This window comes from Athalassotoga saccharophila, from assembly GCF_009936215.1.
GTDB lineage: Bacteria > Thermotogota > Thermotogae > Mesoaciditogales > Mesoaciditogaceae > Athalassotoga > Athalassotoga saccharophila.
Genome location: NZ_AP019551.1, coordinates 1,286,245 through 1,310,973 on the forward strand (window position 1 = coordinate 1,286,245; position 24,729 = coordinate 1,310,973).

Genomic DNA, 24,729 nt, shown 5'->3' on the forward strand with positions numbered 1-24,729 from the left:
TGAGGAGTAGTGATAATTTCCAATTGTCCATTTTCAATTATTCTACATGCCACAAGCCACACGCTACGTGCCATTATAGGTACCTCCTATTATCATTTGCTTTTGTAGTAAAATTGTATACACAGCGTAAGGAGTGATCTAAATGCAGGTTGTTATAATTGCCGTTTTGAGTGCGAATGGTAAGATCGCAAGGTTTGGAAGTTCAAAGATAGATTGGAATTCAAAAGACGATCTTGAATGGTTCAAAAGGAAGACAAAGGAGATAGGAATTGTCGTTTGCGGAAGGAAAACTTTCGAAACCTTCAACGGTCCTCTTAAAGACAGAATTAACATAGTAATGACTCATAATCCGAAGAAAAACGGCCCAGAAAATCTCATTTACACATCAGATCAACCCGACCAAATAATACATTTTGCCGAAAAATTAGGATATACCCGTCTTGCCGTTATCGGAGGGAGGGAGGTTTTTACACTATTTATGAATTTTGTGGATGAACTATATTTGACCTATGAGCCGATTTTCATAGATGGAATGGATCTTTTCGATGTGTCTAAGGATATCAAATTGAATCTTGTGAACATAGAAATGTTGGGAGAGGATTTCGTAGTTCATTATAGAGTTCAAAAATGATATAATCTAATGGCTTTTAATCGAAAGGAGGTTTTTTAATGATCAGGAAAATAACAATCTTAGGTTTTGTGATTTTGATCGCTTCTTCTGTTTTTGCGGGAGTTTTGAATTACGTTCCACAAAATGCAAATCTTGTTATTCTATTCCAGAACAATGGCCAAAATTATGACTCTCTTAAAAACAATGTCCCGATTTTTTCATTCTTACTCAACGATCTCGGTCTTGAAAGCCTCGTCCAATCATCGGTCAGCAACACGGCCAATTCTTTGAATTTCAAATCATCGCAGATATGGTCTTTCACGCTGAATGATTTTGTCATTTTTGCCAATGAAAGTCAAAAAGATCTTGCCATTGTTGCAAAAGGCGATTCAACGGTGCTCGTTAAATTCATACAGTCTTTGATAGGCGGTCAGATTGGCAGCACTACGCTAAATGGTAAGAAAATTCAAAGTGTAACGATCAACGGCATTACGGTTTATTTCTATTCTGATTCTGGATATACAATAATTTCCAATTCCACATCGATGATAAATGATGCAATCAACGCGAATGCTTCGAATAAATCATTTGCTTTCAACGTCTCTTATCCCAAAAATGCATGGTTTGTATCTGCGTTCAATGGCAGTCTCTTAACGAACGCTTCTACAAATCTCGTTAACCAAAATGGTGGTTACGCTTATGGCGTTGTCTCAAATGGTCAACTTTACGTCTATGGAAAGGACAATCTCGTCTACAAAGACCAAAGTTTAAAGAAAGCGATTCTTTCTTCAAAGGTTAATTCTCTGTCTCTTGCGACAAATTCAGCAACTGGAGAGATGTGGATAAGTGCAGATATTCCAAATCCTTCTGATTTTTACAACATTTTAAAGCCTTACATATCGAAAAATGACGCATCGGATATTTCAAATGTCATCGGTTATTTAAACGGTAAAGTCTTTGCGCAGGCAAATTTAATCTCTTCGCAGGATTATGTCATAACGATGTACCTTTCCAAGGACATTTCTTCTCTATCTTCACTTTCAAAAGATGCGAATGGTCAGTTTACATGGCAAGGACATACAGTCTTAAGGTATGACACTACAGAGGGTACAAAGACAGTCCACGATTACACGATAATATATCCGGATAGAATAGTCTCTTCGAATATGCAACCAGACAATCTTGTAAAATATCTCTCCGGCGCGAAACCGGCCCAAAGTATGGGGATATTTCCATCGTTATCATCTCAACTTTGGCAGAATTCATTTTTAACAGTTTACGTTAATTCCTCAGGTGCGATTGAGAATATGCTCCAGTACAGCGTTAACTCTGGAGTTGTAATTCAGGCAAGGAATGACAGTGACGGGAACATCGAATTTCAAATGATTGTGAAGTGAGAATATGTCGGGACTCTCCTCGATGATGAAAGGTATAAAAACTTCGACAACTTTGAAGATAGACAACTTAGCCAAGGAGATGAAAAAAGCGGGTAATGACGTGGTTCTCTTTACCGCAGGAGAGCCCGATTTTCCAACTCCTCAACCTATAAAAGATGCCGCGAAATCCGCAATAGATGCGAATTTTACCAAATACACTAACTCAAATGGGATCGATGAATTAAGATCTGCTATTTCCAAGAAGTTGAAAAATGAAAATGATCTTTCTTACGATCCGGATCAAATTGTAGTTTCAAATGGAGGGAAACAAGCGCTTTTTAACGCCTTCGGATCGATTCTTGAGCCGGGAGACGAGGTCATTGTCATAGCACCTGCGTGGGTAAGTTATGTTCCACAAATTGAAATGTGGAAAGGTAAACCTGTCATACTAAATACGTATCCCGAGAATGAATATATACCTTCTATATCCGATTTCGAAAAACTTCTGACCTCAAGAACGAAGGCAATTTTGATGAATTCTCCAAATAATCCTACAGGATCGGTTTATCCCAAAGAAATAATCGAGATGATAGCGGATTTTGCAAAGCACAATGATCTATTCGTTGTGACGGACGAGATATATGAAAAACTTTCTTACGATTTGCCACACGTCTCTATTGGTTCTATCGACGGAATGCGCGATAGGACTATAACGATAAATGGATTTTCTAAGAGTTATGCAATGACCGGATGGAGAATCGGATACTGTGCAGGACCGTCTAACATCATAAAAGAGATCTCAAAAATTCAGTCTCACACCACATCAAATGTCAATTCAATAACCCAAATAGCCGCCGTGAAAGCACTTGAAATAGATACATCGTATATGGTGAAAGAATTTAAAGAAAGAAGAGACCTTATAGCAGACCTTCTCAAAGAGACAAATTTGAAATTCTTCAAACCCAAAGGCGCTTTTTATGTGATGATCGATCTCAGAGATTTTCTCAACGGGAAAAGCACCGAGGAACTCTGCCTTGATATGATAAAACAGGCCGGAGTCGCAATTATTCCGGCAGATGATTTTTACGCTCCCGGCTTTGCGAGAATATCATTTTCAACTTCAAAAGAAGAGATTAAAAAGGGAATATCAAGAATCAAAAATTATCTCAAATCTTAAAGGAATGATGATTTTGGACAGAGTTATAGTTGGATTGATAGCCTTTTTAGCAACGATCTTGATAACACCACTGGCAATAATATTCGCCAAAAAGCACAATTTTGTGGATATTCCAGATAAAAGGAAGATACACAAAAGTCCAACCCCAAGAATAGGAGGCATAGGAATAGCCAGCGGAATATTTGCCGGTATGATAGTAACCGGCATATTGACAAGAATGACATGGGTATTTTGGTCTCTTATTCCCTTTGGGATTATAACGATTATGGGTTTTATAGATGATGTAAAGGGACTTTCATTCAAGTGGAAATTTCTGATCCAAATCATCGCCTCTATTCTTGCGATTGTCCTTGTCGGCACGAATATCGATCATATAAACAATCCGTTCGGTGGAAGTATAAATTTTGGAATATTCGGTCCCATACTTACAATCATATGGCTTGTGGGAGTTACGAATGCCATAAATCTCACGGACGGTCTTGATGGTCTTGCCGCCGGAATAAGTGCGATATCTGCATTCACGATAGCGATAACTGCTTCGAGAGTAGATGTAACCGCAACGCTCGTTGCGATTTCCATCTTTGCTTCTGCAGTGGCATTTTTGAGATACAATTTTCACCCTGCAAAAACCTTCATGGGAGATACCGGAAGCCAATTGCTCGGCTTTTCTCTTGCTCTCATAGCAATAAAGGGAGCATCTCTTTCTGCATCCACTCTTTCGCTCGCGGTACCGTTGCTCGCTCTCGGATTTCCAATTTTGGACACAGTTTACGCTTTTGCAAGAAGAATTCTCGGCGGTCGAAATCCTTTTCTTCCGGACAAAATGCACATTCATCATCAATTACTCGACATAGGATTTTCACAGATCACGGCCGTGCTTTTTATGTACGCGATAAGTATACTATTTTCAATTATTGCCATAAAGTACAGGGGTATTCATGATCTAACAGCGATTGCTTTTTATATAATAATAGGTATTTTACTTATATCTTTTTTGTGGGTCATGAGAAAGAGGAGGGCTAAAAATGGGCGATATGCTAAAGATCAAAATAGCAAAACTAAACAAAACAGTTGAATATCCGAAGGGAATAATCATCGAAGGGATAGCGAAAGAGTATCAAAAATTCTATCCTTCGAAGATAGTTGCATCACTTTTCAACAACGATATAAGGGAACTTTCGAAAACTCTCGAAAGAGATGGCACGCTTGATTTCATCGATCTGACAAGTGAGGACGGAGTTAGGATATATCAAAGAGGTCTCATGTTTTTGGCATATGTTGCGGCAAAAAAGATCTTTCCTGACAAAAAGATGCGTGTCAGATATTCTCTTGGAAAGGGCATATACTGCGAATTCGATGGATGGGTGCCATCGGAAGAGGAACTCAAAAATCTGAAGGATAAAATGCGTGAACTTGTAGAAATGGATATACCATTCTTAAAAGAAGAACTTTACAAATTCGATGCTCTTGAACTTTTTGAGAAAAATGGCATGAAAGACAAAATAGAACTTTTGAAGTACAGGACGAAATCCACGATAAACATTTACTGGTTTGAAAATTATTTCAACTACTATTATGGTCATATGGTTCCTTCTACATCTTACATAACGCTCTTTGACGTTGTCAAAGTTAACGATGGATTTGTCCTTGTTCATCCAGATATAACGTCTCCGAATGAATTACCAGTTTACGTTCCACAGGTAAAGATGGCAAAGGCTTACGAGGACAGGGCAAGATGGGGAAAGATCGTGGGAATGGAGACTGTGGGAGATTTAAACAAAATAGTTGCCGATGGAAAGGCACGCGAACTTATAATGATGTGTGAATTGCTCCACGAAAAGGAGATATCAAAAATAGCAGACACGATAACTTCTAAAGGAAGCGTTAAACTTGTGTTATGTGCGGGACCTTCTTCTTCTGGAAAAACAACATTTTCGAAGAGATTGTCTTTGCAATTAAGAGTCAACGGCTTTGAGCCTTATGCAATTTCTCTCGATGATTATTTCGTCGAAAGGGACAAAACGCCGCTTGGACCGGATGGAAAGCCGGATTTCGAATCGATAGAGGCATTAGATCTTGAACTTTTTTCTCAAAACATGAATGATATCTTTAGCGGGAAGACTGTTGAACTTCCAAAGTTCAACTTCAAAACGGGCAAGCGCGAATACAAAGGAGAGATGATAAAGCCGACCGAAAAGACAATTCTTGTCGTTGAAGGCATTCACGGTCTTAACCCTTTGATGACGAAGAATTTTGATCCTTCTTTAGTCTACAAAGTTTACGTTAGCGCCCTAACCCAGACAAGTCTCGATGAGGACAACAGGATTCCAACGACAGATGTCAGGATAATAAGAAGGATGATAAGGGATTACAATTTCAGAGGCCATAGCGCCCTTATGACTTTACAGATGTGGCAGAATGTCAGAATCGGAGAAGAAAAGAATATCTTCCCTTATCAAGAAGAGGCAGACGTGATGTTTAACTCCGCACTTCCCTATGAACTTGCGGTGTTAAAAAACTTTGCGATGCCACTTTTGCTTCAGGTTGACAATTCTACAGCCGAATACAGCCAAGCGAGAAGACTTATAAGATTTCTCGATTATTTCTTACCAATAGTTGATTTCGATGTCATACCTGCTACTTCCATAATAAGGGAGTTCATAGGTTCAAGTTATTTCCATTATTAATACACTTAAATAACTTTGAAAGTCGAATGTTCATTGAAGACCTGCCGGAACGATGATTCGAAATTTAAAATTATTTTGTTATACATAGATGAGAGGAGGAATGCGAAGAATCTTCGCGAAATCAGATGGGTGAAAAATTTGTTGTTATGCAGGGAGATGAGGCATGCGCGCGTGGCGCGATTTTGGCAGGATGCAGATTTTTTGCCGGCTATCCGATCACGCCGGCGACAGATATAGCCGAGGTTATGGCCGCAAAATTACCAAAGGTTGGTGGCACATTCATACAAATGGAGGATGAAATAGCAAGTGCCTCGGCAATAATAGGTGCCTCTCTTGCCGGTGTTAAATCGATGACCGCAACGAGCGGTCCGGGCTTTAGTCTCATGCAAGAGGCTATTGGATACGCTTCTATGACGGAGACGCCGGTTGTTTTTGTCGATGTGCAAAGGACAGGGCCAAGTACCGGTTTTCCAACAAAGACGGCTCAAGGGGATATAATGCAATCGAGATGGGGAACACATGGAGATCATGCGATAATAGTTTTGTATCCTTCCACGGTCGAAGAGATTTACAGATACATAGTGACGGCCTTTAACTTCTCGGAAATTTACAGAACTCCGGTGATATTTTTAATGGATGAGACGATAGGCCACTTAAGAGAAAGTTTTTATCTCCCAGATCCTGAAGAATTTACCATTGTAGAAAGGGTAACGTCTTCAAGCGTAGATCAAAATACAATATACCAGCCATTTTTGGAAGAGTCAGAATTAGATGATGAGATCCAGCCATTAGTTCCCATGGGAGACACGAGATTTCACATTTCCGGATTGTTCCACGACGAAAGTGGTTTCCCGGTTGGAAATGCAGACGAGGCTTCAAAACTTGTGAAGCACTTTGTAAACAAGATAAACTTACACATTGATGAGATTCTCATATACGATTCTTACATGATCGAAGATGCAGAATATTTGATAATAGCGTACGGATCAACAGCGAGAAGTGCTTACAGGGCTTTAAAACTTGCGAGGGCAAATGGAATAAAGGCGGGCCTTTTCAAGCCAATTACCATATGGCCATTTCCTGCCAATCCGTTAAGAAAGATACTTTCAAACATAAATGGCATAGTTGTTGCCGAGATGAATATGGGACAATTCGCACGTGAGGTCATGAGAATAAACAAAAAATCCATTCCAATGGAGACAGTGCTTAGAGAGGACGGTGAATTGATCCAGCCTTACGCTATAGTCGAGGCTTTGACAAGAATTTCAAGTGAACACGAAGAATAATACTCTGAATGTTTCTCTTGCTTTACTTGTTATTTTCTTTTGGGGAATATCTTTTGTAGCGATAAAAGTTGTCGTAAGCGTTATACCACCGATAACAATGGCTCTGTTCAGGTTTATGATCTCATTTTTGATACTGTGGATCTTCTCAAAGATAAGGCCAAACGGGCAGAAACTTACAAGAAAGGCTAAAGCACTTTCTGCCCTTGCGGGTTTGTGGGGAATAACGATTTACTTCATCTTCGAAAATTTTGGCGTGAATTTTACAACGCCAGCGCAGGCTTCTATCTTGATTGCAACGGTGCCAATTTTTACCATATTAATCATGGACGTATCGAGAAAAAAGATGAGTGGCATTCTGCTTTATGTCATGTCTTTTCTTTCTTTGATAGGTGTTTCGATAATAATCCTTTCGAATGGATTTGATTTTAGAGGAGACGTTATAGGAGATTTACTTGTGCTTGTGGCAGCGATATCGTGGGGAATGTACACGCTCTACGTTGAAAAACTTTCAGGATATGACAACCTTTTGACCACCGTTGAGATGACAAAATGGGGTCTCATCTTTCTTATTCCCTTCTCCGCCGTTGAGATGTACATAAGAAAGCCGAATGTGCTATCATTCTTCAGGCCAGACGTGATATTGTGGCTCTTGTTTCTCGGCACACTATGTTCTGGCTTTGGATATCTTATATGGAATTATGCGGTAAGGACTGTCGGATCAAGGACAACGAGCAATTTCATATATCTAATACCAGTTGTCTCTGTCATAGCAGACGCCGCTATACTTAGAAATATCCCTTCCGTATGGCTTTACATAGGAGGAGGGGTAACAATGGTTGGTGTCATAGCAGGCGAAAGACTTGGAAGGAAGGAAGAACTCAGTTGATCTTGATTCTGTTTTGTGAGTCAACGAAGACGATTTTTGGAATGTGAGGTTCATTGACATCAAAGATGGCATAGGCCATTATTATGACAGTATCTCCCACCTCACCCAGACGCGCGGCCGCACCGTTAAGAGAGATTATGCCTGAATTTTCTTCTCCTTTTATGGCGTAAGTTTCGAATCTATTTCCGTTGTTGACATTTACAACCTGAACGAGTTCTCCTTCCTCAATTCCTGCAGCCCTCATAAGTGCGCTATCGATCGTTATCGAACCTTCGTACTCAAGATTCTTGGAAGTGATAGTTGCTCTGTGAATTTTCGAACTTAAAAATATCTTTTGCATTTCAAACCTCCATAAGATCTTTTGACATCTGTATTATACCAGAAAAATCGGACATTTCGAATCATCGAAAAGATTCGACATGTTATAATTGAATTAATTTAGAGTTGAATGGGAGGCAAAAGATGAATAAAGATCTTGATAATCTTGTTCTTTCTTTAAAAGACGAAATGTTAAAAGAGATCTCTGAGATCATAAAATTCAAATCATACAAATCGACACCAACTCCTGATGCACCTTTTGGCGTTGAGGTAAAAAAGGCGCTCGACTACGCGCTTTCTCTTGGGAAAAAATATGGCTTTAAAACGAAAAATGTGGACAATTACGCAGGCCACGTTGAATTTGGAAATGGTCAAAAGACCTTTGGAGTGCTTGGCCATTTAGACGTCGTTCCGGAAGGAACTGGCTGGTCAGTGGATCCGTATGGCGGGGTGATCAAGGACGGATATCTGTGGGGTAGAGGATCAGAAGATGACAAAGGCCCCATAATGGCTGCTTTTTTCGCTCTCAAGGCTGTAAAAGACTTTGGAATTAATCCCAAAGGCAGAATAAGGGTTATTTTCGGAACCAATGAAGAATCTGGATGGGAGTGCATGAAACATTATTTCAAACACGAGAAAAAGCCCGATTGGGGAGTAACCCCAGATGGCGCATTTCCTATGATAAATGTTGAAAAGGGTATCGCTGATATCGAGATAAGTCTCTCGAGAAATCCATCGTTGAAAAAGGGAAGCCTTTCTCTTGTATCCCTTAAAGGCGGAGAGGCTCCGAACATGGTGGCGCAAAACGCAAAGGCCGTCATCAAAATAAATAACAAGAAATTTTCCACAGAGATTCTGAAGGGTTTTAAACCTTCGAATGGTGCAAAGATAAATTTTTCAATCGATAAAGATAGACTTGAGATAACTGCCACGGGTAAATCAGCGCACGGCGCGAATCCATCGGCAGGCATCAATGCCATAAGTGCACTTTTGGATTTAATCGGAAATCTTGATCTTGACGACGTAGAGATCCTTGGCCACATCAAAAAAATTTCTCAAAAAGTAGGGTACGAGACAGATGGAAAGTCCCTTGGCATAGCCGGCCGGGATGAGATGTCCGGTCCTTTGACTGTAAATTTGGGTCTTATGGAAATAAATCCCAAAAAGATGAAATTGGTTCTTAACATAAGATACCCGATCTTTTTCAATTTGAAAATGATAAAAAAGCAAATTGAAGAATCTCTCAAAGGACTGAAGATATCGGTAGGGCACCATCATGATCCACTCTTTGTCTCTCCTGACAACGAATTAATACACATCCTTTCGGATGTGTACGAGGACATGACGGGACAAAAAGCCTACCTCATAGCAATAGGAGGAGGAACCTACGCAAGGGCAATTCCAAATGCCGTTGCCTTTGGTCCTACCTTCCCAGGTCATGAGTCGAGAGAGCACCAGCCAGATGAGAGGATATCCATAGATGATCTTTTGATGATCTCAAGAATCTATGCCCAGTTATTCTATAAAATCCTTTCGTAGGAGGTAATTTATGAGTATCTTAGAGGATCTGAGAAACAAGTTAAAAGATGCGATGATCGCAAAAGACGAGGTTCGCACGAGAGTTCTAAGGCTTTTAGTGTCTGCCGTCAAGAATTTCGAGGTTGAGAAGATAAAGCAAATAAGTGAAGAGGAGTTCGATGCAGTAGTTAAAAAACAAATAAAGGAAAGAGAAGAAGCGATAGAAGATTTTACCAAGGGAAATAGGCTCGATCTTGCCGAAGAAGAGAAAAAAGAACTCGAGATATTGAAAGAATTCGCAAGGCCCGAACTTTCAGACGAAGAAATAGAGAAGGTTGTCTCGGAGAAGATCAAGGAGATGGGAATTTCATCTTCAAAAGAGATTGGGAAATTGATGGGATCACTCATGAAGGAATTCAAGGGAAAGGCTTCCGGCGATCGTGTGAAGGCAATCGCCGAGAAACTCTTAAAATAAAAATAAATCGGTGAGGAGGAAGTAAAATGATAGGAAACAAATACGGTACTCACAGGGTAATAGAGCCCAAGGGAGTACTTCCACAGCCTGCGTGGAAGATTGACAACGATATGTCAAAACTTTACGACAACGAAATCCTTGTCGACGTCGTGACTCTAAACATCGATGCGGCATCCTTTACCCAGATAAGAGACTCTGTCGGTGATGACGAAGAGAAGATCGCTTCAAAGATCATGGAAATAGTCAAAGAAAGGGGTAAGATGCAAAATCCAGTTACAGGCTCTGGAGGTATGCTCATAGGAAGGGTAGAAAAGATAGGAGAGGCACTTAAAAACAAGATAGATCTCAAGGTTGGTGACGAGATAGCAACGCTCGTTTCCTTGTCTTTGACACCGTTAAAGATAGAGAAGATAAAGAAGGTTCATCTCGATAAAGATCAGGTAGACGTAGAGGCAAAGGCGATCCTTTTTGAAAGCGGGATTTACGCAAAACTTCCGCCAGACATGGACAGACGCCTTGCGCTTGCAATTCTCGATGTCGCCGGAGCGCCGGCGCAGACGGCAAGGCTTGTAAACCCAAATGATATCGTCGTTATAATCGGTGCTTACGGAAAATCCGGGTTACTTTGTTCCTACGTTGCGAAAAAATATGCCGGACCTGCCGGAAAGGTCATCGCAATAGTTCGATCAAAGGCAAAAGCCGAAAACCTCGTGAAAATTGGAATAACTGACATATTCGAAGCAGACGCAAGGGACGCCGTAAAAGTAGAAGAAATCGTTTCAAAGACCACAAATGGAAGAATGGCGGACGTGACTATAAATGTGGTAAACAATCCTGACACGGAGATGGCATCGATCCTCGCGACGCGTGATTATGGGACGGTCTACTTCTTTTCGATGGCTACATCATTTACCAAGGCTGCTCTTGGCGCAGAAGGCGTTGGCAAGGATGTCAATATGATAATAGGAAATGGATACATGACAAACCACGCACAGATAGCGCTCGATACTGTAAGAGAAAGTAAGGTTTTGAAAGAGATATTCGAAAGAATGTATTAAAAATAAAGCACGGAATCTTCCGTGCTTTATCCTTTCACCGCTCCTCCGAGAAGTCCTTTCACAAAGTACTTCCCCGCGATAAGATAGACTATTAAAGTCGGAATGGCCGTTATAAGGGCACCGGCCATAAGCGTATTCCATTGGGCCATCATCGATCCGTTAAGGTTGTTGAGCATGACCGTAACTGGCCTGACATCCGGCATAGATCCGAGAACGAGACCGAAGAGAAAGTTATTCCATATATTTGTGAATTGCCATATAGAGGCAACAACGATTCCGGGTATTGAAAGAGGAAGGATTATCCTTGCGTATATCTGGAGAGTATTCGCTCCATCAACCTGGCCGGCTTCTAACAAACTCGTCGGGATAGAACTGTAGAAGTTTCTAAATATAAGCGTGGTAATTGGTATTCCGTACGCTGTATGGGTTATTATCAAAGACCAGATATTTCCGTAAAGGCCCAAAGAAGCCATGAATTTCACGAGCGGTATCAAGACCACCTGATATGGCAAAAACATTCCGAAAAGCAAAAATAGAAAGACCGTGTTTGACCCTTTGAATTTGACCTTTGTCAGGGCAAATCCTCCTATAGATCCGAGGAAAACCGAGAAAATCAAAGCGGGAATTGTGAATTCAAAACTGTTGACAAATCCCTGAGAAATTCCATTCCATGCCGTTACAAATCCAGAAAGATCTATATGAACTGGTAATGACCAAGAACTCGTCGTGTTGACTTCCTGAAGAGATTTAAGGGAAGTTACGATCAACATGTATATTGGAAAGAGAAAAAAGATCGAAGCGATTATCAAAACTGTATAAACGGCTATCTTTTTTGATATTCTCATGCCTCTTCCTCCGTGATTCTACCGGCCGTGAATATGTAAGGAATAACGACTATAAGTGTTAGCGCAAATATTATCATGGCTATCGCGGCACCTCTCGCGACGAAATTTTGTTTGAACCCTGCTATGAACATGTAAACGGCTGGCATGTCCGTTGCAAAAGCGGGACCTCCCTGCGTCATGACCCAGACTATATCGAACATCTGCAAAGAAAGTTGAACCATCAAAACGAAAGCGGTAACGGTTGAAGATTGAACCATTGGAATTATTATATTCCAGTAAAGCCTAAATCCATGGGCTCCATCGAGTCTCGCCGCTTCGAGTACTTCCTGTGGTATGCCCCTAAGACCCGCAAGATATATCGACGTTGTAAAGCCGGTATACTGCCATATCGTTGCTATTATTATGGCCGGCAGGGCATAGGTCATGCTTCCAAGCCAGTTTATAGCGGGAAGATGAAGAATCTGAAATAAAGATGCAAGGGCACCATTAGTCGGATCGTAAATCCATACCCATATAACGCCGGAAACAACAAGGGAAATGGCCATTGGAAGCAAAAAAACAGTTCTAAAAAACGATTCGAATTTTACCCCGCTGTTCAAAAGAGTGGCAAGGAAAAATCCAAGAATCATTGTTCCGAGGACGAAGAACGGCAGGAAGATGAAGTTATTTATAAGATCCATGTGGAATCTCATGTCCTGCGTGAAGAGATATATGTAATTTTTAAGGCCCGCAAAGGACCAGTTTGGAAGTAAAGTATTCCAATTGGTAAGAGACACTGCAAAGGTCCACGCTATAAAAGCATAGACGAATATGCCAACGATTATCACAGATGGCAATATAAGTCCTATCGACAAAGCAGTTCTTTTCTTCATGTCAACCTCCAAATTCAAAAAGGGCACCTTAAAAGGTGCCCGTATGATCAGTAATTGACTCCTGCGGCTGCAACTGTACCTGCCAGATTGTCCTGCTGTGCAGTTGTGTTGAGAAGGTTAACGCATGCGGCAAGGCTCATTTCTGGATGGTACTGAATAACTGTAAGAGCGTTTTCCCAGTCTGTAACGAACGCAACTGGCGCTTCACTACCGTGGACTGCGGAAGCCGTAAGGACATCTTTCTTGAGCGCTTCCATATTGGCAACCTGAATAGGATTGAAACCTGTCGTTGGAACGTTTATATTTGCAGGAATCGATCCCTTTATCTGGTTGAATGCAGCCTGAGCCGGGACTGTGGCTATGAACTTTAGCCAGTCATAACCTGTCTGGACGTCTGGAGCACCCACAGGAATTGGGAAGGAGTCAACAACGAGGTTGTATATGCCTTCCGTTCCGGGTACCGCAACGCCACCGTAATCAACATTTGGAGTCCATCCTGCGGCCATGAAATAACCGTTGGCCCAGTCGCCCATTATCGTCATCGCAGCCTGTCCATTGACGAGCAATCCGCAGGCCTGATCCCATGTCAAAGAGGCATGGTTTGGATTGACGTATTGAAGTTCTGTTCTGAAGTACTGAATTGTCTGCTGAACGGCAGGATCGGAGGCAGTTATTTTGCCCTCAAAATACTCGTTGTATTTTTGAGGTCCGGCAACCGCGAGCAATGTCTCTTCAAAGAGCATTGCCGTTGTCCAGTTTGCAGAATCTCCAAGCGCTATTGGAATGTATCCGGCAGATTTTATCTTTGGGAGCATATTTATGAAGTCCTGAATCGTTGTTGGCATCGTCAAGCCAAGTTTGTCAAATATCGCCTTGTTGTACCATACCATATTTGCTCTGTGAACATCCATTGGAACTGCGTAGAACTGTCCCTGATAGGAGCAAAGTTGCTGAATTCTCTCAGGAAACACCTTTGTCCATCCCTCAGATTGCCATAAATTGGTTATAGGCTGAAGTAGATTGGCACTTGCGTACTGGTACATTTCCCACCCGGCATGGACTTGGAATGTCGTAGGTGGTACACCGGCAAAAATCAAAGATTTTATAACTGCTTGCATGTTAACTCCGGCTCCACCGGCAACGGGGTTCTGAACGATCTTGATGTCCGGATATTGCTGCTGGAACATGTCAAGTACTTTTGTTATTGCCTGTTTTTCTCCACCGGCCGTCCACCAGTCGTAGATGGAAAAGGTTGCCGCTACCGACATCACCGCAAGTGCACCTATAAGAAGGCCCACGAGCAGAATGACTCTTTTCTTCATACTTCCTCACCCTTTCTTTTTATTTTGTCTGGCTTTGCCAGACCTTAATTAAGATTATTCACTATATTTTCTATTGCAAGCACGTTAGAACCGAAAACGGGTGGTTCTATACTTTCAAATGAGGTATCGCGAAACTTCAAATTTTCAAGTACTCCGGGCATTGCTCTTTTGGATATTCGGCTTAATATCTCATCGCCGAAATATTTCCAGATGTGATTGTAACCTCCTCCAATAATTATGAGTTCGGGATCGAAGGTATTGATGATGTTCAAAATTCCAATTGAAAGATAATAGATGAATCCTTCAAGTGCATCGATGGCTTTCTTTTCAGATTTTATATAAAGTTCAACAAGATCGGAAAACTTTTCAGTGTAGGTTCTCCCCCTCAATTTCTTTCCGTATTTTTCATATTCGATCACCGGTAGCACAAGGGACGCGTATCTTTCGAGACATCCGTAATTTCCACAATGACATTTTATTTCGGATCTCGCCTCGACAGTTATATGTCCGACCTCACCGCCGGCAAATCCACTTCCTCTCAGTATTTTGTGATTTATCATCGCACCTCCGCCTATTCCCTGACTTATGTAAAGGAAAAAGAGATTTTCACTTTTTCTCGCGTCATCGGCAAAGAGACTCTCGGCAAGTACAGAAAGGTTTGCCTCATTGTCTGCCATGATCTTGTATTTGTGATTTATCATTTCTTTCAAATCCACATTTTTCCAGTTAAGGTTAGGGGCATAGATTATTCTTGCCATTTCGGTGTTGACTATGCCCGGAAATGCAAAGACTATGTACGTGAATTCATTCAAAGGGAATTTTTTTTCTAAGTAATCTATCGTATCGTTGACTTCTGATATAAAAGATTTCAAAGATCCGGTATGGAATTTCTTTATGGACTTGATCTCTTTATTTAAAAACCCTATAGCGACGGTAGTTTGTTCTACCCCGACGTTGAAGATAACACTCGACACGAACTTGCTTGTGACGGAGATATCGATTGGCTTCCTTCCAATTCCGATCTTTTCGGAGTATCCAATCTCTTCTATAAGACCATCTGCAAAAAGATCGGAGACAATTCTACTTACCGTGCTTGGAGTAAGTTTTGTGTACTTTGCAAGTTCCGCTCTTGAGGTAGGACCATTTTCTATAAGGTAGCGGAGAATCATCTGCTTGTTCATTATTTTCATGCTCTGGAGATTTATCTTCATCTTCTATCTTTTATCCCCTTTAATTTCTTCTATGAAAGAATAAATTATTTTACTTTCAAATGCAATTCCAAAATTCAGAGATTATAGGTTATTATAGACAATTTATGGCAATTAATTAAACAATGCTATTTATTTCGTCGATTATCTTTGATAAATCTGTAAAATCTTCAAAAATCTTGACAACAGATCAAAAATGTGCTAAAATCAGATCGTGATCTGGTTAGGTAGGATCACGAAAGGAGGGAGTTATATGTGGTGGTCATGGCAACTTTATGATCTCTACCTCAAAGAACTCCAGGAAAGAATGGAGAAGAAATCGAGCAAGTAACACACCTTGCTCTACCGGAAGGTAGAGCCTTAGTCGTAAAAAATCAATTGTTATAAATTAGAAGCCACCTCTGGTGGCTTTTTCCATTTTATAGAAGAGAAATTATTTCGTTCGAAATTTTTTCAAGATCCTCTCTGAAAATCAATGAAGCCCATCTATCGAGTGGTGTAGGCTCTCTATTTACAATTACAAGTTCTCCACCCTTTTTGAGCGTTATTTGAGGAAAGGATGCGGCAGGGTAAACCGCGAGCGATGTTCCCATTGCGATCATCAAGGTTGAATCGTCTATCATCCTGTAGGCTTTATCAACCTCAGATTCTGGCAATAACTCTCCGAAAAAGATTATATCTGGCTTTATGACACCACCGCAATCGCATCTTGCAACTTTGTCCGGTGAGATGATGGATCGACTGTACATTTCGTCAAGAGAATATTCCCTCAAGCATTTGATGCAATGTCCTTTCTCTATACTTCCGTGTATTTGCGCAACATTCAAAGACCCGGCCTTTTTGTGGAGCATGTCTATATTTTGGGTTATAACACCATTTACGAGTTTAAGAGATTCTAATTTTTCGATCATGTAATGAACTACATTTGGCTTTGCGTCCTTCATTGTGAATATATTCTCGACGGCAAATTTGTAAAAGTAAGACGGGTTCGAAAGGAAATTATCAAGTCCGAAGAGTTCTTCGGGATCATATCTTGAATAGATTCCGGATGGAGATCGAAAATCCGGTATTCCGCTTGGAGTGCTTACTCCGGCCCCGGTCAGGATTGTAACCCTTCCATGATGAGAGGTTATTTTATCGATTAGAGATCCGACATTCACATTATCGCCTCCGGTGATCTTTGATAAAGATCAAGAAGATAAATGACGCAAACATACTTACCGCGCCTGCGACAAAAAGCATGTTAAAACCCACCAAATCCATCAAAAGGCCAAAAACTGGTGGCGCTATTATTGAGGCAAGGGAAGAGAAGAGATAATAAAGTCCCGTGTAAGTTCCCGTACTCTCAGAAGATGCGTAACTCACAACTAAAGGATAAGAATTTATAGTGAACATGGCATTTAGAGCGCCAGCGATGGGAAGTAAGATTTCAAAAACGGTGAAATTCGTAACTGTCGCAAAGATGATCAAAACAGGCACGCTTCCTATGGCTCCCACCATCATCGCATATTTTTTTCCTATCTTTGTCGCTATAAAGCCGGCCGGAAGTGCAAAGGCAATGAACGCTATCGAATAAAAACCAAGAGAAAATGAAGAGATGGCCGGATTTATCTTAAGCGCTATTTCGGCATACCGGGTAAAGAAAGTTTCTATAGAACTGAAGCCCGCGATGAGCGTAAAGATAGAAAGAAGTGTAAAAAATGGCGCTTTATTTTTATCTTTTACCAAGAATAGAAATGATTTGAATATATTCTGCTTTTGACTCTTGTCTTGTATTTTAGGTTCCTTTATTCCAAAAAAGAGAACAATAGGGACGATAAAAGAAAGGATTGCGACAAGAAAGAATGGATAGGCGTTATTCACCTTGTAAAGTTGGGAACCGATGAAAAACATGATAAGAGAACCGAGCCCTCCCATGAAGTTTATTACGCCATTGGCCTTGCTCCTGTTATGCTCTGCGGTTATATCTGGCATAAGGGCAATAACGGGAGAACGATATGTCGCTATGATCACATTAAAGACAAGATCTATCGCTATAAGAGTAAGAAAACTTTTTTGAAGCGGTAAAAGCGCATAAGCAATGCCAGCAAGAGGCATTCCAATTATGATGTAAGGCATTCGCCGGCCTATCTTGGTACGCGTGTTATCGCTCATGGCCCCTATGATCGGAAGTAGAATTATATTCGCTATGTTGTCCCATACCATGACAAAGCCTATGAGAGTATTGCTATCCGTATATTTGCCTAAAAAGATAGGCATGTAGGCGTTGTATCCTGCCCATACCATCGATACAACCATAAAACCAAGGCCGAGTAAAAAAGTTTGTCTGTAATTCAAATTCATCCTATCCTCCAAACTCATTCTTTAGTTCGATGGCTTTTATTATCGAAATACCTGCCTCAAGACGTGTTACATCTGATGAGGAATTGGATGTTATTCCTAATGTTCTGGCAAGTGTTTGATAACCGTAAAATTTTGCGACGACCTTAAGCCCTAAAAATCTCACCATTATTTCGGAAAGTGTTTCTTCATCGAGAAACTTTCTCGGATTTATCGCCGATGGTACAAGATCATCGTATATCGCTGTATCTATTATTTGCTTTGTTGAAATTGAACTAACGTAATCCGCACCATTTTTTACGGCAAGCAGATTTCTTAAAAAATCTTCGACCGTTATCTTTTCGGAAGGCATAAAGAGATCTCCGTACTCTCCGAACAGTCCAGCCTGTCCGAGGTATGATATGTAAGTTGCGTATTCAGTCGAATTCAGGTCATTGAAATGGTAAGCCGTGGCATTTTTGCCAATTGGCATGCCATTCCAGTTGATAGGTTCTCCGGTCTTGGCATTTAGAAGATCGGATACAATGGGATTTCTTATTTCCGGTAAATAAACGAGTTTTACGGTCGGCGTCGAATTGTTTTCATTGTTTATCTTCACATAATTAAGTACCAAAGGCCTGTAATCCAAAAAGATTTGTTTTGCCATATTCAAAGGTATAATTTCAGAAGTACTTTCAAAGGAAACACTTGACCAGTTTGACCAGTAACTCGTTACCAATCCGAAATCGCTTACCGTTATATTGATGTTATTGGCGGGAAATGGTATGCCGTTGACAATTCTATCGTAGACAAAATTGTACGCGCCTTGAGGTTTATATCCGGCCTGTGGATTCAATCTTATTTGATTAAAAAATTCGGGTTGCGCCTTTTTCAAAAAGGATTCGGCTATTTTTTGCGCTTCACCTTCGTCTAAATGGTTCTTTACATTTCCACCTTGGTAATTTACGTAGAGGTGATCGAGTGATCCATTCAGTGCATCTATTCCTGCAAATATAGATGTTATTGTACTAGATTGTGATTTGATCCGGTCCCAGTAAAGATTCCACACAATTCTACCGTCATTTGGGTTGTAAGCAAGACTTGCACTTGTTAATTCAAGGTTTGGAGAAATTTCAACGATCTTTTTCAAATCATCCACCGCCAATTTTTCGTCTATGAATTTGGTTTCTGCCGATTGTGACTGATAGTTTTCTTTATCGGGTACTTTGCCCTGACCGTTGACGATATTAGAAAAATAACCCCAGTTCACCCATTGATCGTCTTCAAGTTTAAGCGGCTTACCCGTTACGGCATCTATTGCGCCGCTTGAAGAGAGAGCATAAACGAGGATAGCAGTTGATTCATGTGTGCTATGGACCGGATAATATTCAAGTTTTAAAAGATCATTTGAGAGAAATGCCTGTTTTGCCTGATCAGAAGTTATAATATCCGGTGAATATGGAAATTTCTGATCCGACCATTCGATCTGATAACGGGATATTCTACCGCTTTGGGCGTCGACAGACACTTCAACGTAATTGGCCGGGAATGGTATTCCGTTTACAGATCTTTCCCATTCAAATGTGTAAAATTGTGGAAGGCTCAATGGCACAATTTGATCGGAATTGTTTACATGGATTAACTGATCGATTTTCCCGGGAATTATTTTTTTCAAAAAAGATAAGGCTATCTCTCTTGCCTTTTCTCTCGGGATTTTTGGGAATGCGTATTTTGATTGATTTTTATATTGATTCCAATAATACATGCTCTCAATCTCACCATTCGAAGCGTTTATTGTGACATTCAAACTTCCATTTGAAAGATCATTTATCTGAGGTGATGACCATGATAAATACCACTCTCCAAGATGGTCATATGTATTGTAATTAAAGGAGAAATTCGTAAAGGTCGAAGGAAGATCAAAATATGTCTGTGCTATCTTTACCGCATCATTTAAAGTTATATCCGCATAAACTACAATTCCGGCCAACAAAAAGATGGTAACAAAAAGATATTTTTTCAAAAAAATCACTTCCTTATTTTTTAATCAACTCGACGATTTTATTCTCATCAACGGGCCGTGAAAAAAGATAGCCCTGGATAGCGTCGCATCCCGAGAATCTCAAAAGTTTTAACTGTTCCATCTCTTCGACGCCTTCGGCTATCGTCTTTATTCCCATCTTTCTCGAGAGTGATATTATCGTATCGACTATGGCAAAGTCCCTCTCGTCTTTGTGGATATTTCTTATAAAGGATATGTCTATTTTCAAAATATCGACGGGTAGGCTTTTTAAGTACAAAAATGAAGAGTACCCGGTCCCAAAATCATCGAGTGCTATCTTTATTCCGGAAGATCTCAACTTTGAAAGGATTTTCATCGCACGATCCATATGGCCTAAAAAAAGCCTTTCGGTGATCTCGAGACTCAAAAGTTGAGGGTCAACATCGTAAGAATCAAGAACCTTTATTATCTCACCGTCTAAGTTTTCTCTTTCGAACGTACGTGGTGATATATTCACAGAAACCGGCACTACCCTGAAATTGTTTTCCTTCCACTCTTTTATCTTTTTTACAACTGTCTCGATGACCCATTTTTCAACTTCTACTATCAAAGGATCTTTTTCAAGAAATGGAATGAATTCATTCGGAGGAATTATTCTTCCATCTCTCGACCATCTAATTAGCGCCTCCATTCCGGATATATTTCCAGAAATGGTATCAAAATAAGGCTGGAAAAAGAGGATGAATTCTGAGTTTTTGAATGCCATTTCGAGTTCATTTTTCATCAAAATCTCTTTTCTGACGCTTTCTTTTATCTCTTCGTTAAAAAATCCAACGGATTTATCTCCTAAAGATTTGGCAGAAGAAAGGGTAAGTGTGGCATTCGAAATGATTACATCTGGTTTATCCCCGTCTTCGGGGTAAAATGCGAAACCCAAGTTGTAATGAAGGGTTATTTCATTGCCTTTCACGGTGAAAGTACGATCTAAAATTTCTTTTAAATTTTCTACAACCCTTGCGATATCCGAAGGTGACTGAATGATTATCCCAAAATTGTCTCCCTTGAGTTTTGATACGAATCCTCCTTCCAGTACTGGAAAGAGTTCGTTCAACCTATTTGCAATCTCTCTTAGCACTTGATCTCCGGCTTCGAAGGTGAAAAGACTGTTTATGTTCGAAAAATCCCTTAAGCCTATCAAGATAAGGGCAAATTTTTGGGAGAGTAAAATCCTTTTCGATGTCTCTTCGTAAAACAAATCCGCATTTGGAAGGTCAGTAACAGGATCGTAAAGAGACAATTTGTATATCATATCCTCGTATTCCCTCATCTTTGTTATATCCTTATCTATGGAAACGAAGTACTTTATCTTATCGTTTATTTTGATGGGCACGACAGTTTTATCAAGGTAAACGAGAGATCCATCCCTTTTTCTGTTTATGAATATCCCGTTGTAGATATGTCCAGATTTTATCCTCTCCCAGAAGGCTTTGTAAAACCTTTCATCGTGAAGGCCAGATTTTAATATTCTTGGATTTTGACCGATCACATCTGATCTTTTGTAGCCGGTTATCCTTTCGAATCCATTATTTACATATGTTATGGTGCCATCGTAATCCGTTACAACGACACAGTCCGTTGTGTTTTCAAGGGCAGTTGAAAGTATGTAATTTTGCCTTTCAAACTCGATCTTGTTTAGAGCGAATTCCAAATCGTCCTTTATCTCATCGAGCAATTTGTAATTTTCTCTGTCGAATATCCCTTCTTTTTCAGAATAGATGTTGATAACGCCAATTGAACTTCCCATTTTAACAAGAGGTATGGCGGCCGATGAAAGGAAATTCATCGAAGCAAGTTCCTCTCTCCACGGGAACATAAATGGATTTTTTACAGTGCTGTTATTTATGTAAACGCGTTGCTTGTGAAAAGCCCTCAACACCATTCCGAATTGGGGATTATCCTTTGTGTTGAATTGCAAAGTTTTGGCATAACCGTAAATATCATTCGATGAATAAAAGGGCCTTATAAAGCCCTTTTCATCCTTTATTCCCACCCATGCCATCTTGAATTTTCCATCTTCGACAAAGATATCGCACACTTTCTTCAAAAGTTCATTCTCGTCCCGTTCTCTTACAAGCATTTGATTGACATTGGATATCACGGAATGGAGTCTTTCGAGGTTTTCAAGTTTTTCCCTCTGGAGATGGTCTTTTGTAACGTCTATAAAGGTTCCTATGCCGGCATATTTTCCGTGAATTTTAACGGTCGATGTGATCAAATTCACCCATAAAGTCTTTCCGCTTTTCGACACCACCTTTAGATTTTCCCACGGCACTTTCAAAGGCTCGCCTTTTTCACGTTTTTTGGCGATTTCGCAGGCGGCCCTTCTGTCCGACTCGTAATAGAGCAAATCCCACGGCTTTAAATGTTTCTCTTCCAATTCATCAAATGTGTATTCCGTGAATTTTTCGAAGAATTTGTTAACGTACAAAAAGCCCTGCGTCGTGAAAAGAAAAACACCTAAGACCTCTGATTCGGATAAAATGTTAAAAATTTCATGAGAATCCTCTTGATTTACTTCATACATAGCGCTTTCCCAAATTCATGTCCCCTTTATCAAAGAGATTTGTATATCTCTTTTACAAATTCAAAATCGTAAATTCCAGGGGTATTCAAAACCTGACCCGATTTAAGATCTATTTCCCTTGCGAATTCTTCGGCATCTTTATCGCTTAACTTCAACTTTGGTCTTGGATAAATAGCGTCTATAAAATCGCACAATCCCTGTGTACCACCGAAGACTTCCGTTGCCATCTTTACCCTTTGAGGCTCGAATTTTGCGGCATTTTTTACTATCTGGCATATTGTCATCATATTCGCAAGACCATGTCTTATTCCTATATGAGAAGTCAGAGGATATCCAAGTGCATGGACTATCGTTGTGCCCGTCTGGGATATTGTGATTCCGGAAAGAGTAGCGGCAAGCGCCACATTCGATCTGTGAGTGATGTTCGATGGCTCTCTTACGACCGAATGAAGCGATTGCTTGATAAGTTCAAGGCCCTTTACTGCCATTGCATCGGTAATGGGGGTATTTATTTTTGAGAGGATACTCTCTACAAGTTGAGAAAGCGCGTCAAGTCCAGTCGTTATTGTAACGTCTGCAGGCATCGTTAACGTGTATTTAGGATCGACGATTGCAAGTGTTGGAAATAATTTTTTTGTCCTAAGGCCAAGTTTTCTGCCATCGTAAGAGGTTAAGACCGCGTACTGGGTTACCTCACTTCCCGTTCCAGAGGTTGTGGTTATCTCAACTACGGGATATGTCGATATTTGGTCTTTTATTTCGTAAAGATCGGCAACTTTTTTGTTCATCCTTGCTGCGGCGCTTATTGCCTTTGCGGCATCCATCGGGCTGCCCCCTCCGACTCCAATTACAAAGTCGCATTCCTTTGACTTGAAGATCCCCGCACCTTTGTCTATAAGATCAAATGGAGGATTTTCTTCTATTTCACTGAAAAATTCGTATGAAATTCCCTTTGAATTAAGAGATCCGACAAGATCGTTAATCGCGTTGTTCTTCTTTGCGGATCCTCCCTTTCCAGTGACTATAAATGCCTTTTTCCCAAATAATGAGAAATCTACTCCCGAAATCGCATTTTCTCCAAACCTTAGATCAACAGGATTAAAAAAAGCGAACATTTTATCACCTCTCAATAGATTTTGCGTAAACGCCTTTCATCTTTTCGAATAGAGGCTGGTACCAACCGTTCAAATTGTACCTTTTCAATATTTCAAGTGCCTCGGTGTATTCTTCATAATTTACCTTTCTTGAAATTTCTTCGATCTTCAAGGCCTTGTACACGGGGAAATACTGCGACATCAAAGAAACCGGCACAGATATGGAAAGTTCTTCGGCAACAAATCTCATGGCCTCTTCAGTTCCACCTATTCCATTTGGAAGTATAAGATGCCTTACTATGAGCCCTCTCATTCTCTCTTCTCTAAAGGACCCAACCTGTCTGTACATCTCCCTTAAAGATCTTTTGGTAACGTCCCAGTAATCATTCACCAAAGAATATCTTTTTCCCATCTCATTATCAGTGTACCTTATGTCCGCAAGATATACATCCACTATCCCTTCAAGATGCTTTAAAGTCTCTGGATGGACGTAACTTGAAGTGTTAAAGACAATGGGAAGTTTAAAACCTTTTTCGCTTGCTATCATAAGGGCATGGACGATGGATCTAAGGTGTGGTTCGGGCGTTACAAGATCGAGGGTCTTTGCGCCACTTTTTTGAAGTTTTAAAAAAATCTCCGCAAGTTCTTCATCCTCTAAAGTTTTTCCAACGTTCAACTGACTGAAACCAAAGTTCTGGCAGTAGAGACATCTCATCCCGCATCCCGAGAAAAAAACTGCGCCTGCACCACCGTCACCTACGAGTGGAGGTTCCTCTCCAAAGTGAAGTACGGCATTCGTTATCTTCGCCTTTTCTGACTGACCGCATACACCCTTCTTTTTGTATCTATCGATTTTGCAGTCTCTCGCGCAAAGATCGCAACTTTTTAGAGTATTTTCAAAGTAATCAAGAGCGTCCTTTAACTTTTCTTTATCCATAAAAGCCTCCGGAAATATTTTACCACATCAATCGGGAATGCTGTGTGCCTGTATAGTGTAAGGCATGTGGCACATGGCTTGTGACACTTAGAAAAAGGAGATACGATAACTACCACAAATGCCGTGAGACACAAGAGACGTGTTATAATTTCGAA

The 24,729-nt window shown here is 40.5% G+C and carries 21 protein-coding genes; 10 read left to right on the forward strand and 11 right to left on the reverse strand.

Annotated elements, in window-relative coordinates; genetic code table 11:
- The first annotated feature begins 142 nt into the window (after positions 1-142).
- The 7 genes from ATHSA_RS06475 (at position 143) to ATHSA_RS06505 (ending at position 8,022) form a co-directional block, all read left to right on the forward strand.
- Positions 143-631, forward strand: a complete 489-nt coding sequence (locus ATHSA_RS06475) for a dihydrofolate reductase (protein ID WP_161848310.1) — start codon at positions 143-145, stop codon at positions 629-631.
- Positions 632-669: 38 nt separating this feature from the next.
- Positions 670-2,007 carry a hypothetical protein gene (locus ATHSA_RS06480; protein WP_161848311.1) on the forward strand — a complete coding sequence of 446 codons (1,338 nt, stop codon included), beginning with the start codon at positions 670-672 and terminating at the stop codon, positions 2,005-2,007.
- Between the two features lie 22 nt (positions 2,008-2,029).
- A complete protein-coding gene (aspC, locus tag ATHSA_RS06485) occupies positions 2,030-3,163 on the forward strand; it encodes an aspartate aminotransferase (protein WP_161848312.1) in 1,134 nt (377 codons plus the stop codon).
- A 13-nt stretch (positions 3,164-3,176) separates the two neighbouring features.
- Positions 3,177-4,238 (forward strand): glycosyltransferase family 4 protein, encoded by a 1,062-nt coding sequence (locus tag ATHSA_RS06490; protein WP_161848313.1) that lies wholly within the window; start codon positions 3,177-3,179, stop codon positions 4,236-4,238.
- Positions 4,189-5,850, forward strand: a complete 1,662-nt coding sequence (locus tag ATHSA_RS06495) for a nucleoside kinase (RefSeq protein WP_197739120.1) — start codon at positions 4,189-4,191, stop codon at positions 5,848-5,850. The genes ATHSA_RS06490 and ATHSA_RS06495 overlap by 50 nt, the downstream gene beginning before the upstream one ends.
- 125 nt (positions 5,851-5,975) lie before the next feature.
- Positions 5,976-7,136 (forward strand): 2-oxoacid:acceptor oxidoreductase subunit alpha, encoded by a 1,161-nt coding sequence (locus tag ATHSA_RS06500; protein ID WP_161848314.1) that lies wholly within the window; start codon positions 5,976-5,978, stop codon positions 7,134-7,136.
- Positions 7,120-8,022 carry a DMT family transporter gene (locus ATHSA_RS06505; RefSeq protein WP_161848315.1) on the forward strand — a complete coding sequence of 301 codons (903 nt, stop codon included), beginning with the start codon at positions 7,120-7,122 and terminating at the stop codon, positions 8,020-8,022. The genes ATHSA_RS06500 and ATHSA_RS06505 overlap by 17 nt, the downstream gene beginning before the upstream one ends.
- Here the strand turns inward: ATHSA_RS06505 and panD are convergent.
- Positions 8,015-8,362, reverse strand: a complete 348-nt coding sequence (gene panD / locus ATHSA_RS06510) for an aspartate 1-decarboxylase (protein ID WP_161848316.1) — start codon at positions 8,360-8,362, stop codon at positions 8,015-8,017. The genes ATHSA_RS06505 and panD overlap by 8 nt on opposite strands.
- 122 nt (positions 8,363-8,484) lie before the next feature.
- On the opposite strand from panD, the gene pepV reads away from it, so the two are divergent.
- The 3 genes from pepV to kdd are packed head-to-tail and all read left to right on the forward strand — an operon-like array spanning position 8,485 to position 11,391.
- Positions 8,485-9,879 carry a dipeptidase PepV gene (gene pepV / locus ATHSA_RS06515; RefSeq protein WP_161848317.1) on the forward strand — a complete coding sequence of 465 codons (1,395 nt, stop codon included), beginning with the start codon at positions 8,485-8,487 and terminating at the stop codon, positions 9,877-9,879.
- Positions 9,880-9,889: 10 nt separating this feature from the next.
- A complete protein-coding gene (locus ATHSA_RS06520; protein WP_161848318.1) occupies positions 9,890-10,333 on the forward strand; it encodes a GatB/YqeY domain-containing protein in 444 nt (147 codons plus the stop codon).
- Positions 10,334-10,359: 26 nt separating this feature from the next.
- The gene (gene kdd / locus ATHSA_RS06525) at positions 10,360-11,391 is read left to right on the forward strand and encodes an L-erythro-3,5-diaminohexanoate dehydrogenase (RefSeq protein ID WP_161848319.1); all 1,032 of its coding nucleotides are present in this window, start codon (positions 10,360-10,362) and stop codon (positions 11,389-11,391) included.
- 26 nt (positions 11,392-11,417) lie between these two features.
- On the opposite strand, the gene ATHSA_RS06530 is transcribed toward kdd, so the two are convergent.
- From ATHSA_RS06530 to ATHSA_RS06575, 10 genes are all read right to left on the reverse strand, one after another.
- Positions 11,418-12,236 carry a carbohydrate ABC transporter permease gene (locus tag ATHSA_RS06530; RefSeq protein ID WP_174755546.1) on the reverse strand — a complete coding sequence of 273 codons (819 nt, stop codon included), beginning with the start codon at positions 12,234-12,236 and terminating at the stop codon, positions 11,418-11,420.
- Entirely contained in the window at positions 12,233-13,108 is an 876-nt protein-coding gene (locus ATHSA_RS06535) for a carbohydrate ABC transporter permease (RefSeq protein ID WP_161848320.1), read from the reverse strand. The genes ATHSA_RS06530 and ATHSA_RS06535 overlap by 4 nt, the downstream gene beginning before the upstream one ends.
- Positions 13,109-13,155: 47 nt before the next feature.
- Entirely contained in the window at positions 13,156-14,430 is a 1,275-nt protein-coding gene (locus tag ATHSA_RS06540; protein WP_161848321.1) for an ABC transporter substrate-binding protein, read from the reverse strand.
- Positions 14,431-14,474: 44 nt separating this feature from the next.
- The gene (locus ATHSA_RS06545; protein ID WP_161848322.1) at positions 14,475-15,641 is read right to left on the reverse strand and encodes an ROK family transcriptional regulator; all 1,167 of its coding nucleotides are present in this window, start codon (positions 15,639-15,641) and stop codon (positions 14,475-14,477) included.
- Positions 15,642-16,057: 416 nt separating this feature from the next.
- Positions 16,058-16,798: an NAD-dependent protein deacylase gene (locus tag ATHSA_RS06550; protein WP_161848323.1), complete on the reverse strand. Its 741-nt coding sequence runs from the start codon at positions 16,796-16,798 to the stop codon at positions 16,058-16,060.
- A 1-nt stretch (position 16,799) separates the two neighbouring features.
- Positions 16,800-17,999 (reverse strand): MFS transporter, encoded by a 1,200-nt coding sequence (locus ATHSA_RS06555; protein WP_161848324.1) that lies wholly within the window; start codon positions 17,997-17,999, stop codon positions 16,800-16,802.
- Positions 17,983-19,980, reverse strand: a complete 1,998-nt coding sequence (locus tag ATHSA_RS06560) for a YcdB/YcdC domain-containing protein (protein WP_161848325.1) — start codon at positions 19,978-19,980, stop codon at positions 17,983-17,985. Before ATHSA_RS06560 ends, ATHSA_RS06555 begins: the two co-directional genes overlap by 17 nt.
- Positions 19,981-19,993: 13 nt before the next feature.
- The gene (locus tag ATHSA_RS06565) at positions 19,994-22,543 is read right to left on the reverse strand and encodes a sensor domain-containing phosphodiesterase (RefSeq protein WP_161848326.1); all 2,550 of its coding nucleotides are present in this window, start codon (positions 22,541-22,543) and stop codon (positions 19,994-19,996) included.
- 29 nt (positions 22,544-22,572) lie between these two features.
- Positions 22,573-23,658: an iron-containing alcohol dehydrogenase gene (locus ATHSA_RS06570; RefSeq protein ID WP_161848327.1), complete on the reverse strand. Its 1,086-nt coding sequence runs from the start codon at positions 23,656-23,658 to the stop codon at positions 22,573-22,575.
- Positions 23,659-23,662: 4 nt separating this feature from the next.
- The gene (locus tag ATHSA_RS06575) at positions 23,663-24,574 is read right to left on the reverse strand and encodes a radical SAM protein (RefSeq protein ID WP_161848328.1); all 912 of its coding nucleotides are present in this window, start codon (positions 24,572-24,574) and stop codon (positions 23,663-23,665) included.
- Positions 24,575-24,729: the final 155 nt, after the last annotated feature.